This window comes from Nocardia sp. CC227C, assembly GCF_030767025.1.
Lineage (GTDB): Bacteria > Actinomycetota > Actinomycetes > Mycobacteriales > Mycobacteriaceae > Nocardia.
The window spans coordinates 31,103-43,286 of sequence record NZ_JASITE010000021.1 but is presented as its reverse complement, the minus strand read 5'-3'; the positions used below and the strand labels follow the sequence as shown (position 1 = coordinate 43,286).

The following is a 12,184-nucleotide window of genomic DNA, read 5'->3' as shown; positions in this document are numbered from 1 at the left end:
GGATCGGCGAGGATGTCGTCGAGCAGGGCGCGCAGCGGGTCGTGGCGCGGCGCGGCAGCCGCGCGGCCACCGAGAACTGGGATTGCCCGCCCGGGCGTTGACGAACTTCGTCACGGTGATCGAGGGCTCGGACTGGCCGGAGTGATCAGGCGGTGCGCGGGGCGATCCAGAGCGCCTCGGCGACCGCGCACGGCTGCCCGTCCGGCGTCGAGAGCGCCACGCCGACGGTGTGTTTGCGGCCGTCCCGGTGCAGCGCCCAGGCATAGGCGATGTACTCCGCACCGGCGAGTACGGGTTGCGACGTGGTGGCGGTCAGGGCGGCGGTGACCGCCCGCCGGCCCATGCCCTGGAACACCCAGGCCGCGATGCCGCCGGGGCAGTCCAGGGTGGACCAGACGACCTCGGGCGGGAGTTCCCCGTGTTCGTCGGCCAGACCCGGATCGGGGGTCCAGGCGGCGGCCATGACCCGGCGGTCGGGGGTGGCCCACGGGAACAGGCGCAGACCGCGGCCGGGCTCGCACAGCACGCCGCAGCCGTAGCAGTCGGTGACCTGGCGATCGGGGGAGGAGAGCGCCGCTTCGGTGGCGCGCTTGGCCTCCGACCAGGAGGGCGCGGGCGGCGGCGCGCAGGTGAGCGCGGCGGGCGCGGCCTCGGCCAGCAGCTGGCCGTCGGCACCGGTCAGGCTGGTGTGCGCGCAGTCGGTGCTGATGGTGACGGGTGCGCCGACCGGTACCGCGCGGCGGAAGTCGACCCGGACCGTCTCGGCCCCGCAGTGCCGGGCGAGCATACCCGCGACATAGCCGCCGAACGCCACCCGCGGGTAGCCGTGGATGTGTTCCGGAATGGTGAGGGTCTCCGGCTGGGCCATGCTCTCGATCAACCTCTCCCGGCCCCGGCGGGCCGTCGAACGCTATCGACGATACCGACGGGCAGGTGGCGCGCCGCGTCAGGGCAGCGGTTGTGCGCCGCGCTGGGCCAGCACGATGGTCATGATGCCCGCCTCCTGGTTCTGCGCCGTCATCATCGCGCGCGCCGCCTCCTTCACCGGCCCCGAGGTGAGCAGTTCGTCGGCGGCCTTCGCCATGGTGACGCCGCCCAGATGGTGGCGCAGCATGAGTTGCAGGAACAGCGTTTCGGCGTCGGCTCCGCGGGCGGATGCCAAGGCGTCGAGTTCGGCGTAGCTCGCCATACCGGGCATGCGCTGGCCGGAATTCGCGGCGGTGGTGCTGGTCGGAGCCGAGTGTCCGTGTGCGGCAGCGGCTTCGCTCGCACGCATCCAGGCCATCGGCTCGCGTGTGGTGGGGGAGACGCCGGCGAGCCGCAGCCAGCCCAGCATGGTGCCGATCTCCACCCGCTGGGTGTCGGAGATCTGCTGTGCCAGTTTCCGAATCGCGGGATCGGCGGCGGGATCGAGCCGCTGCACCATGAGCAGCGCCTGTTCATGGTGGGCCAGCATGTCCCGGGTGAACCCGATCTCGACCGCGTCCAGTACCGGGGGTGCGCTCCGATTGTCGGGGATCAGGCTGGGGCGCAACGCCATACCGATCGCGACCAGCAGCAGCGCCGCCGCCAGGTAGGCGACGACACGCAGCCGGTTCACGAGCCGACCACGGACTGCTGATCGGCTGGCGGGGTGTAGACGCTCTCATCGAGCTGCAACACCATGAATCCGTTGTCGTTGCAGCTGGTCCACAGTTGGCTGCCGTGCCATTCCGGCGGCGCGAAGCACCAGTCGGTGGACAGATCGCCGAAGGCCAGCATGCCCGAACGCTGCGACAGCGCCTGTCCGATATCGAACTGCCCCTCCAGGATGGCGCGGGCCGCCGAAGGGAACTCCATGGCGGGCACGCCGATCAGCGAGGCCAGCGCGTGCGGGGAGTTCCACAGCTCCAGATTGCGGCCGGTGCGTGCGGGCGGATTGAAGTAGGCGATCTCCCGGATGGCGAACGGATCGCGCACGTCGAAGACGCGGATGCCGGAGGACTCCCACCCGCAGGCCAGAGCGGTGGGGTTCACGGGGCGGTCGGCGGCGCAGTAGTGGGCGTCGTAGGAGAACACCGATCCGCCCATCGACGAGGCGATGAGGGAGTCCTGGTGCTGCGGCAGGTTGATCTCCAGCTTGATCTTGGCGGCCACGGTCGGCGCGGTCTCGTCGGCGATATCGATGAGTTTGACACCGCCGGAACCGCCTTCGTCGACGGTGAACAGGTACGGGCGTCCGTCATAGGTGACCGGCACGCTGTGCTGGGTCGCCCAGCCGTCGGTCCAGAACACCCGGCCCAGATGCGGCACCTGTGGATTCGGGTCGCGTCGCTGCACCGCACTGATGTCGAGCACGGTGAAGCCGCCGAGCGCGGACAGGTACATGCGATTGCCGTCCGGGCTGATCCCGAACCCGTGCGCCTCGATACCGGTCAAGCCCTGCCAGACGACGTGCGGATTCGCGGGATCGGTGAGATCGACGGCGCTCACGAAGCCGGGCGCGATGCCGGAGGCCCAGTAGGTGCGCCCATCGGGGGAGAATCCGCCCTCGTGGGTGGTGATCGGCAGCGGCATGAGCAGATTGGTGCCCGGTCCCGGATTCAACAGCCGCGGATGCGCGCAGTCGGAGATGTCGTAGACCGACAGGTACCCCGCACCCTCGCCGATCGGAACTCCGGTGCCCACCAGCAGTTTTCGTTCGGCATTGACCTTGAGCGACTCCCATGTGCCGGCCAGCATGGCCGGTTCGGTGAGGGTGGCGGTCACCACCGGATTCGTCGGGTCGGAGACGTCGAGCACCTGCACACCCTGCGACGGCCCGAGGATATTGCCGGGGAAGAACGACCCGGTGTAGGAGCAGTGCTCGAAGGTGGCCGAGGTGATCCCCGCCCCGCGCCCGACATGCCCCCCGACGAAGGTCATATTGCACCGATACCCCTGTGTGCTGCGCCCGCTGCTGCGATCGGCGGCCGGGACGTCGCCCTGCAATCCGGGCTCCGGCATGGCCCCCGGCCCACAGTCGGCACGCGGTACGGCCGTCCGCCCCACATCCAGGAATTCCCGCACCGCATTCTGAATGTCGGATTGCAGATCCGCCGACGCACCCCCGATCGGCAGCACGGCCGCCGCCAGCAGCGCCGCCGCCACCACGACGACAGGCTTGGACCGACGCAGATTCGTCCACCGCGACATTGCGGTCACCCGACCTTCTCCCGGACATCAGTGTCAGTGATCCGGGGCACACACAAGCGCGGACTGTGGCCCCGGATACCGTCATAAGTTAATGGATAATCTGACCGACCGGTAGGGTTCTGGCCCGGATTGGCGGCTCCGGTCAGCCCAACGCCGTACACCCGGTGCCGTTCACGCTGCGACCGGGATCGGCTTACCCGATCGGTGCTTCGACTACGTCGAGGTGAGTGACAGCAGGGCCTGGCAGCGGTCGAGCAGCCGGGAGCGCAGCGCCGTGGCACGATCGGCGATCATGGCCTGGGCGCGGACGTATTCGGCACGGCCGGAGGGGGTTTCGATGGTGATCGGGGTGTAGCCGTAGGCGGCGAGGTCGTAGGGGCTGGCCCGCATGTCGAGTTCGCGGGCGGTGCAGGCCAGGTCGAAGCAGTCGAAGAGGAGGTCGGAGTCGATGAGGGGGGTGAGTTTGAAGCCCCACTTGTAGAGGTCCATATTGGCGTGCAGGCACCCGGGCTGCTCGCGGGCGATCTGGTCGGCGCGGGTGAGGTGTTCGTCGTTGCGGGGGACGGCGTCCGGGGTGAAGAAGCGGTAAGCGTCGAAGTGGGTGCAGCGCAGCCGCATGGATTCGACGACCGCGTCGGTGCCCGCGGAGCCGAGTCGCAGCGGGACCTGCTGATGGCGGATGTCGTCGGTGCGGTAGACCATGGCCCATTCGTGCAGCCCGAAGCAGGACAGCTGGGCGGGCCGGGTGGCGGTCGCGGCCAGCAGGTCGGCGACGAAGGCGATGGTGTCGCGGCGCTTGGCGAGAAAGGCGGGGGCCGCGGTCCACGCGGTGCCGTCACCGTCGCTCGCCGATAGTGGAATTCCTTGGTAGCCGCGGTAATCCGCGTACTCGGCGGCATCGGCGAGCGCCACCCCGTATCCCGGATGCCACCGCTTCAGCTGCGCGGGCTTGTGCCCGTAATAGGTGAAGAGGAAGTCGATCACCGGATGGGTGGAACCGGCCGCCCGCTGCCGCAGGTACGGTCCGATCAGCGCGTCGACCCGGTCCCGGTGGGCGGCCGCGCGGGCGTTCCACTCGGACCGCGGCAGGATCCGCGGCCCGAGCGCTCGTAGTTCGCTGTCCGACATGCTCATTCCGCCAGGCGATGGGTGGCGTCGCGGACGGTGCCGACGAACTCCTCCACCAGATCCTCCAGGGCCACGATGCCGACCGTATTGCCGTGCCCGTCCACCACCCGGCCGAGGTGGGAGTTGGTGCGCCGCAACCGGGCCAGCGCCTCGAACAGGGTGGCTCCGCCGCTCAGGGTGGGCAACGGCCGGATATCGGTGCGCGGGATCGGGGTGCCGGGTCCGGCCGTGTCGTCGGCGACCAGGTCCAGCACATCCTTGACGTGCAGATAGCCGACCAGGGACCCGTCGGTGGCGCGCACCGGGTAGCGGGAGTAGCCGGTCTCGGCCACGGCGGATTCGATATCGCCGAGCGTGGTGCCGTCCCCGCGCAGCGGGGCCGACCGCACCTTGTCCAGCGGCACCATCACGTCGGAGACCATGCGGTCACTGGAACCGAGCGCCTGGGTGAGGCGGCGATGCTCCTCCTCGTCCAGCAGTCCCTCGGAGTGCGATTCGCCGAACATCTCCGCCAACTCCACCGAGGAGACGGTGGCGTCCAGCTCGTCCTTGGGTTCGATGCGCAGCGCCCGCAGCGTCAGATTCGCGGCCAGGTTGTAGAGCGCGATGAGCGGGCGCGCCAGCCGCAGCCACATCAGGTGTGCCGGCACCAGCAGCAGCGCCATCCGTTCCGGCCCGGCCAGGGCGATGTTCTTCGGGATCATCTCGCCGAGCAGAATGTGCAGCACCACCACGACGGTGAGCGCCACCGCGAAGGCGATGGGGTGCAGCAGCTGATCGGGGACGCCGAGCAGGTGGAAGGGCCGCTCCAGCAGATGCGCGACCGCGGGCTCACCCACCCGGCCCAGCAGGATGGAGCAGATGGTGATGCCCAGCTGCGCCGCCGCCAGCATCATGGACAGATTCTGGGCCGCTTCGATCACCGTGGTGGCGCTGCGCTTGCCCTGTGCCGCAAGGGCTTCCAGTCGGTCTCGGCGAGCGGAGATGAGTGCGAACTCGGCGCCGACGAAGAAGGCGTTGCCGAGCAGCAGGAAGACGGTGAGCAGTACCGCGAGCCAATCACCCATGCCGCTGCTCCCAGGTCGCGCGGGCCTCGGCGTCGACCGGGCACAGCAGCACGCGGTCGATGCGGTGGCCGTCCATCCGCTCCACCTTGGCGATCCAGCCGCCGCGGGTGTGCGGTTCGAAGGCATTGTCGGAGTGCGGGAGCAGCACCTCGTCCCCGGCCGCCGGGATCCGGCCCAGCTGGGTCAGCACCAGACCACCCAGGGTCTCGTATTCGCCTTCGGGCGCGTGGTATCCGGTGGTGGCCGACACCTCGTCGACGCGCAGCAGGCCCGAGCAGTTCCAGCCCGCCGCGGTGCGGCGCACGTCGAGTTCCTCCTCGTCGTGCTCGTCGCGCACATCGCCGAGGATCTCCTCGATCAGATCCTCCATGGTGACGATGCCCGCGGTGCCGCCGTACTCGTCCACCACCAGGGTCACCTGCATGCCGTCGGCGCGCACGCGTTCGAGCACCTCGTCGCCGTCGAGGGAGGCGGGCACGATGGGCACCGGCTGGGCGATGGACTTCAGCCGGATGCTGCGCCGGGCGCGCACCGGGTGCAGGAACGCCTGTTTGATGTGCACGATGCCGAGGGTGTTGTCCAGATCGCCGTCGATCACCGGGAACCGCGAGTAGCCGGTGCGGCCCGCGGCGGCGATGAGGTCGGCGATGGTGTCGTCCTGGTCCAGGGTTTCGATCTTCACGCGCGGGGTCATGAGTTCCTCGGCGGAACGTTCACCGAAGCGCAGCGACCGGTCCACCACCTGCGCGGTGCGCTGGTCGATCGCGCCGTGCAGGGCCGAGGTGCGCACCAGCGACCCGAGCTCCTGCGGTGAGCGCGCCGACCGCAGCTCCTCGGCCGGTTCGATGCCCATCCGGCGCACCGCCCAGTTCGCGGTGCCGTTCAGGAAATTGATCATCCACCGGAAGACGGCCGAGAACGCCACCATGGGCCCGGCGGTGAACCGCGCGGTCGCCAGCGGTGCGGCGATGGCGATGTTCTTGGGCACCAGCTCGCCGTAGATCATGGACAGCGAGGTGGCCAGGATCAGCGCCAGCGCCAGCGAAATACCGTGCGAGACACCTGAACTCAGGCCGGCGGCGGTGAACGGCGGTTCCAGCAGCCGCGCCAGCACCGGTTCGGCGATATAGCCGGTGATCAGTGTGGTGATGGTGATGCCCAGCTGTGCGCCGGAGAGCTGGAACGACAGTGTGCGATGCGCTTGGCGCACCTGCCGGGCCGGGCGGTCGCCCTGGCGGGCGTGCGCGTCCACGGTGGAGCGTTCCAGGGCGGTGAGCGAGAACTCGGCGGCCACGAACAACGCCGTCCCGGCGGTCAACGCCAGGAAGCCGAGCAGAGCGAGAATGGTGAACACGGTGGACACGGTCAGCACCACCGAGCCGTCGGTGCTGGGAGAGCGATGGCGCCGGGTTTGTCACCCGGCTCGGTAGACGAGCCCTCCTGAGCGGCGCCCTCGGACGCGGGTGACAACTGGTTCCTTTCGCAGATCGAATACGGGGTGCTGGGGCCGGTGCGGATATGCGAGATCGCCGCCGCGGCGACCCCGGCCGCCCTCATGCTACCGGCAGCGCTGCCCGGTGAGCGTGCCGGACGCGCGAAACCGGGCGGTCCCGGGATTGGCCCCGGCGACCGCCCGGTTCAGGCGGTGGGTCGCGATGTCACCAGCCGGACGGCAGCGGGCGGCCCTCGGCGAATCCGGCCGCCGACTGCACGCCCAGGATGGCGCGCTCGTGGAATTCCGCCAGGTTGCTCGCGCCCGCGTAGGTGCAGGAGCTGCGCACACCGGAGGTGATGTGGTCGAGCAGATCCTCCACGCCGGGGCGTTCGGGATCCAGCCGCATGCGCGAGGACGAGATGCCCTCCTCGAACAGCGCCTTGCGGGCGCGGTCGAAGGCGGAGTCCGAGGCGGTGCGGGCGGCGACGGCGCGCTTGGACGCCATGCCGAAGCTCTCCTTGTAGCGGTTGCCGTCGCGGTCGATGCGCAGATCACCGGGCGATTCGTAGGTGCCCGCGAACCAGGAGCCGACCATCACGTTGGCCGCGCCCACCGCCAGCGCCAAGGCCACGTCACGCGGGTGCCGGACACCGCCGTCGGCCCATACGTGCTTGCCGAATTCCTTGGCGGCGGCGGCGCATTCGGCCACCGCGGACAGCTGCGGGCGGCCCACGCCGGTCATCATGCGGGTGGTGCACATGGCGCCGGGGCCGACCCCGACCTTGATGATGTCCGCGCCCGCCTCGATGAGATCGCGGGTGCCCGCCGCGGAGACCACGTTGCCCGCCACGATCGGCACGCCCAGGCCCAGTCCGGAGACCGAGCGCAGCGCCTCCAGCATCTTGCCCTGATGGCCGTGCGCGGTATCCATGACCAGCACGTCGGCGCCGGCGTCGACCAGGGCCTTGGCCTTGGCCGGGATATCGCCGTTGATGCCGACCGCGGCGGCGACGCGCAGCTTGCCGTGCGCGTCGACCGCGGGCTGGTAGATGCCGGTGCGGACGGCGCCGGTGCGGGTCATGACGCCCGCCAGGCTGCCGTCGCCGTTGACCAGCACGGCGATACCCGAGTGGTTGTGCTCGAGCAGATCGAAGATGTCGCGCGGCGAGGTGGCGGCGTCGGCGGTGACGAAATCGGCGTCCGCGACCGTGCGCAGCCGCGCGAACCGGTCCACGTCGGCGCAGGAGCCCTCGGTGACCACACCGACCGGCTTGCCGTCCTCGACCACCACGACCGCGCCGTGCGCGCGCTTGTGAATGAGCCCGAGCGCGTCGGACACCGAATGCTCCGGGCTCAGCACCACCGGCGTGTCGGCGGTGAGCGAGCGGCTCTTCACGAAACCGATGGTCTCGGCGGCGGCCGGAATCGGCAGATCCTGCGGCAGCACCACCAGTCCGCCGCGGCGCGCGACCGTCTCGGCCATGCGCTTACCGGCGACGGCCGTCATATTCGCGACGACGATCGGAATGGTGGTGCCGGTCCCGTCGCTGGTGGACAGGTCGACATCGAATCGCGACGTCACATCCGTCCGGCTGGGGACGAGGAAGACATCGTCGTAGGTCAGGTCGTAGGGCGGATTGTGCCCGGGGAGGAACTGCACGGTTATGTTCGCCTCATAGGTTTGACGTCGGGATTTGCGGTCGTGGCCATGCTACGGAGGCAGGTTTCGGGCACGAATTCACTGGGGCGGTGCTTCAACCTGATGTCACACATGCAGCGGTCCAGTGTACCGGGTGTCGGCACCGATTCCGGGTGTGCCATGTGACACGTCAGCAACTGTCTGGCCTGGGGGGCGGATCGGGGCGACGGGGCGTCACCGTGCGGGGCGTGCGGGGCTGTGGGCGGCGCGGTGGCGTGACATGGCGTGGCGGGACGTGCGTGGCGGTGCGGAGCCGCCGTGCGTGGTGTGGAGGCCATCGTGTGCGGCGTGGCGGCGTCACCGTGCGCGACACAGCGGCGTCACCGTGCGCGGCGCGCTCCGGGCTTGCGCTTCTTGTTGTGGACGCGGCTGCCGGAGCGGGAGGCGGGGCGGGGGCGGCGCTGCTCGCGGGGCGGAACCTGTTGGGGGGCGGTGGGTTCGGGTGCGGCGGGGGTGGCCGGGTCCGGAACCGGGTTGCCGGACGGGCGGCGCGCGCCGACGAGTTCGGCCAGGCGGCGGTCGCCGGGGCGGGTGTCGATATCGGTGACGGAAACGTCCGCCGCGGCCACGATCGCGGCCCACGGCTCCTGGTCGGCGGGGGTGAGGATGGTGACCACGGTGCCGGTCGCGCCCGCGCGGGCGGTGCGGCCCGCGCGGTGCACGTAATCCTTGGGATCGGCGGGCGGATCGACATGCACGACCAGATCGATGCCGTCGACGTGGATGCCGCGCGCGGCCACATCGGTGGCGACGAGGACGGGCGCGGTGCCGTCGGCGAAGGCGGCCAGGGTGCGGGTGCGCCGGTTCTGCGCCTTGCCGCCGTGCAGCGCGGCCGCCGCGACACCCACCTCACGCAGGCGGCGGGCGAGTTTGTCGACACCGTGCTGAGTGCGCACGAACAGCAGCGTGCGCCCCGCACGCGCCGCGATCTCCGCCACGACCGCGTACTTGTCGGCGCGGCGCACCCGCACGGCGTAATGCCCGACCGCCCGGCCCGGGTCGCTGACCGCACGCTCGCCGGGACGGCCGGTCGGCACCGGACTGTCGTCCGTCGCTCGCGGGTGTTCCCCCCGGGTGGTGTCGTCTGTTGCCCGTGGATGCCCGGTCGGGGTGGTGTCGTCTGTTGCTCGTGGGTGTCCAGCTCGGGTGGTGTCGTCGGCGGCTCGTGGGTGTCCCGTTCGGGTGGTGTCGTCGGTCGCTCGTGGGTGTTCTGTTCGGGTGGTGTCGTCCGTCGGTCGCTGGGGTCCCCCGCGGTTCTCGTCGTCCGCGAATCTCGGGTACTCCGTAGGTGTCCGGTCGTCACCGGCGGTGCGCGGGCGCGCTGTCGGCGTCCTATCCGCACCCGCCCCGGACGGGTTTTCCGGTGGCGTTCGGTCACCGCCCGTGGCATCGGGGGCCGCGCCGGGAACGGCGGTCGAGGAATCCGCTTCGCCGCCAACGGGATTCGGTGTCTCGGAGGCATCGCCCGCGTGAGCGGCCCGGCCGGAGGTGTCCGGGCGGGCGTGTGGGGAACGGTCGCCGTACACGGCTTCTCCGGGTTGCCCGGAGATCGTGTGCCGCACGGGATCTCGTAGGTAGCGCTCGACCAGGCCGTCCACGGCCGCGTCCAGGGTGGCGGAGAACAGCAGTTTCTGCGCGGCCTCGGGAATACGGTTCAGGACGGCCGTGAGTTGGGGCAGGAAGCCGAGTTCTGCCATGTGGTCGGCCTCGTCGACGGTGATGGCGCGCACCTCGGAGAGGTCCACCTTGCGGCGGCCGACGAGGTCGGTGAGGCGGCCGGGGGTGGCGATGAGCAGGTCGACGCCGCGGGCGAGGCGTTCCTCCTGGCGCTTGATCGGCAGCCCGCCCACGGCGGAGGCGAGGCGGATGCCCTGCGACAGCGCGGGCTCGTCCAGCGCCGCCTCGATCTGCTGCGCCAATTCCCGTGTGGGCGCGAGGATCACACCGCGCGGGCGGCCGGGCTTGGCTGGTGCCCCGGCCAGCCGGACCAGCATCGGCACCCCGAACGCGAGGGTCTTGCCGGAACCGGTGGCGGCGCGGCCCAGCACATCACGTCCCGCCAGCACATCGGGGATCACCGCGCCCTGGATGGGGAACGGCCGCTCGATTCCGTCCCGCCGCAGCGCGTGCACGAGCACCGGCGGCAGACCCAGATCGGCGAAGGTCAGCGGCCGTGAGACGACCGCATAGCGCACGGTCTCCTCGGCGCGCGCGAAACCCGGATTCCGATCGCGGGCGGTGGGGTCAGGCACTGATCAGCAGCCTGTGCAGTTCGGTGAGCCAGGGGATGGCGACCGCGAGGGTGGGCACCACCAGGATGGCGGCGGCGGCCAGGTAGGCGGCGGCGGCCTCGCGCACACTGCCGATGGGTCCGGCGAGGCGCTGGATGCGGATCAGTGTGGTGGGTCCGCCGACGGCCATCGCGCCTTGCGGGGCAACCGAATTCGAGCAGGCCACCAGCGCCCGCGCCAGCGGCGTCGCCCCGGTGGCCTTGACGGCGGAGTCGTCGGCCAGCAGTTCGATGAGCAGCTTCACCGAATCGAGCGCGGATTTGGAGCGCACCACCCGCGGGAACGCCTCGTGCGCGGCGGTGAACGCCTCCAGTACGAGGTCGTGGCGGGCGCGCAGGTGCGAGCGCTCATGGCTGACGATGGCGGTGAGCTCCTCATCGGAGAGATTGGTGACGGTGCCCTGCGAGAGCACCACGCGCTGGCGGATGCCCGGCAGACAGTAGGCGATCGGTTCGGCGGCGGCCAGCACCCGGATGTCCGCGGCCTTGCGCTGCACACTGGGCTGATCGAGCAGGTCGACGAGCATGCGATGGCGGGCACGGCGGCGGCGGGTGTGGATGCCGACGCGGATCACCGACCAGATGAGCCGCCCGCCGATCATGAGGGTGAGCGCGAAGACCGTGACATAGGCCAGCCACAGCGGCAGCCCCAGCACATCGATCTCGGCATAGGGCGACGTGGTCGGCCGCCCGTCCGGGCCGGGCACCAGGAGTCGGCTGGCGATGGCCAGCCCGGAACCGAAGGCGCTCAGCACGGCGGCCAACGCTATGGCCTGCCAGAGCACCAGTGCCGCACGGGGATTGCGATACGGCCAGGAGGCTCTGCTGAGCAGCGCCGGAGCCGGTCCCGCCAGAAACAACGCGAGACCGGCGAAAACCGGCGCGGTTACATCCATTCCTCAGCTCACTACGTTGTGGGGGCTAGGGCGCCGAGGCAGGTGCGGCGGTCAGACTCCCGTCTCGTCGGTCGGCTTCCTGCGCGCTGCCTCGTTCGCTTCGAGCTTAGCGAGTGCGTCCCGCAATGCGGCAGCCTCATCCTTCCCGACCTGTTCGACGAAGTGTACGAGAGCCGCGCGGCGGCTGCCCACCTCGTCCGCCTGTTGCAACGCGTCCACCATGAGCGACGCCACGAGTTCGTCGCGAGTATGCACGGGGGCGTAGCGGTGCGCGCGGTCGTCGCGCTGCTGCACCACCAGGCTTTTCTTCGCCAATCGCTGGAGCACCGTCATCACCGTGGTGTACGCGAGTTCGCGGCGCTGCGCGAGGGCCTCGTGGACTTGCCGCACCGTTTGTGGTTCATCGGCCGACCACAGTTGGTCCATGACCGCTTTCTCGAGTTCACCAAGACCTGCCATTCCCCGATTCTACGGAGTCAACGACGCGCATGCGTA

The 12,184-nt window shown here is 70.4% G+C and carries 10 protein-coding genes and 1 pseudogene; all 11 read right to left on the bottom strand.

The annotated features are described in order from the left end of the window. Window positions 1–145: 145 nt before the first annotated feature. The 11 genes and pseudogenes from QMO76_RS31040 to QMO76_RS30995 all read right to left on the bottom strand — a co-directional run bounded on the left by QMO76_RS31040 (window position 146) and on the right by QMO76_RS30995 (window position 12,148). On the bottom strand, window positions 146–868 hold the full coding sequence (locus QMO76_RS31040; protein WP_306364914.1) for a hypothetical protein: 723 nt from the start codon (window positions 866–868) through the stop codon (window positions 146–148). A 78-nt stretch (window positions 869–946) separates the two neighbouring features. Continuing rightward, complete coding sequence (locus QMO76_RS31035; protein WP_306364971.1) at window positions 947–1,540, bottom strand: DUF305 domain-containing protein; 594 nt, start codon at window positions 1,538–1,540, stop codon at window positions 947–949. A gap of 56 nt (window positions 1,541–1,596) precedes the next feature. Next, window positions 1,597–3,174: an LVIVD repeat-containing protein gene (locus tag QMO76_RS31030; RefSeq protein ID WP_306364970.1), complete on the bottom strand. Its 1,578-nt coding sequence runs from the start codon at window positions 3,172–3,174 to the stop codon at window positions 1,597–1,599. A gap of 213 nt (window positions 3,175–3,387) precedes the next feature. Continuing rightward, on the bottom strand, window positions 3,388–4,308 hold the full coding sequence (locus tag QMO76_RS31025) for a 3-methyladenine DNA glycosylase (protein WP_306364913.1): 921 nt from the start codon (window positions 4,306–4,308) through the stop codon (window positions 3,388–3,390). Further along, window positions 4,305–5,369: a hemolysin family protein gene (locus tag QMO76_RS31020; protein ID WP_306364912.1), complete on the bottom strand. Its 1,065-nt coding sequence runs from the start codon at window positions 5,367–5,369 to the stop codon at window positions 4,305–4,307. The genes QMO76_RS31025 and QMO76_RS31020 overlap by 4 nt, the downstream gene beginning before the upstream one ends. After that, entirely contained in the window at window positions 5,362–6,732 is a 1,371-nt protein-coding gene (locus QMO76_RS31015) for a hemolysin family protein (protein ID WP_306364911.1), read from the bottom strand. Before QMO76_RS31015 ends, QMO76_RS31020 begins: the two co-directional genes overlap by 8 nt. Window positions 6,733–7,027: 295 nt before the next feature. Further along, window positions 7,028–8,464, bottom strand: coding sequence for a GuaB1 family IMP dehydrogenase-related protein (locus QMO76_RS31010; RefSeq protein ID WP_306364910.1), 1,437 nt, complete (start codon window positions 8,462–8,464; stop codon window positions 7,028–7,030). Window positions 8,465–8,823: 359 nt separating this feature from the next. After that, the gene (locus tag QMO76_RS35470; RefSeq protein WP_372342126.1) at window positions 8,824–9,399 is read right to left on the bottom strand and encodes a helicase-related protein; all 576 of its coding nucleotides are present in this window, start codon (window positions 9,397–9,399) and stop codon (window positions 8,824–8,826) included. 567 nt (window positions 9,400–9,966) lie between these two features. Further along, window positions 9,967–10,698: pseudogene (locus QMO76_RS35465) on the bottom strand (DEAD/DEAH box helicase); the annotation flags it as partial. A 49-nt stretch (window positions 10,699–10,747) separates the two neighbouring features. Beyond that, entirely contained in the window at window positions 10,748–11,689 is a 942-nt protein-coding gene (locus QMO76_RS31000; protein WP_306364909.1) for a M56 family metallopeptidase, read from the bottom strand. Between the two features lie 51 nt (window positions 11,690–11,740). Next, window positions 11,741–12,148, bottom strand: coding sequence for a BlaI/MecI/CopY family transcriptional regulator (locus tag QMO76_RS30995; RefSeq protein ID WP_306364908.1), 408 nt, complete (start codon window positions 12,146–12,148; stop codon window positions 11,741–11,743). Between the last annotated feature and the right edge of the window lie 36 nt (window positions 12,149–12,184).

Bases quoted from the DNA above. Each gene is read 5' to 3' on its own strand.
- QMO76_RS31040 (WP_306364914.1), bottom strand. From the start codon at position 868: ATGGCCCAGCCGGAGACCCTCACCATTCCGGAACACATCCACGGCTAC.
- QMO76_RS31025 (WP_306364913.1), bottom strand. From the start codon at position 4,308: ATGAGCATGTCGGACAGCGAACTACGAGCGCTCGGGCCGCGGATCCTG.
- QMO76_RS31020 (WP_306364912.1), bottom strand. From the start codon at position 5,369: ATGGGTGATTGGCTCGCGGTACTGCTCACCGTCTTCCTGCTGCTCGGC.
- QMO76_RS31030 (WP_306364970.1), bottom strand. From the start codon at position 3,174: ATGTCGCGGTGGACGAATCTGCGTCGGTCCAAGCCTGTCGTCGTGGTG.
- QMO76_RS31000 (WP_306364909.1), bottom strand. From the start codon at position 11,689: ATGGATGTAACCGCGCCGGTTTTCGCCGGTCTCGCGTTGTTTCTGGCG.
- QMO76_RS30995 (WP_306364908.1), bottom strand. From the start codon at position 12,148: ATGGCAGGTCTTGGTGAACTCGAGAAAGCGGTCATGGACCAACTGTGG.
- QMO76_RS31035 (WP_306364971.1), bottom strand. From the start codon at position 1,540: ATGGCGTTGCGCCCCAGCCTGATCCCCGACAATCGGAGCGCACCCCCG.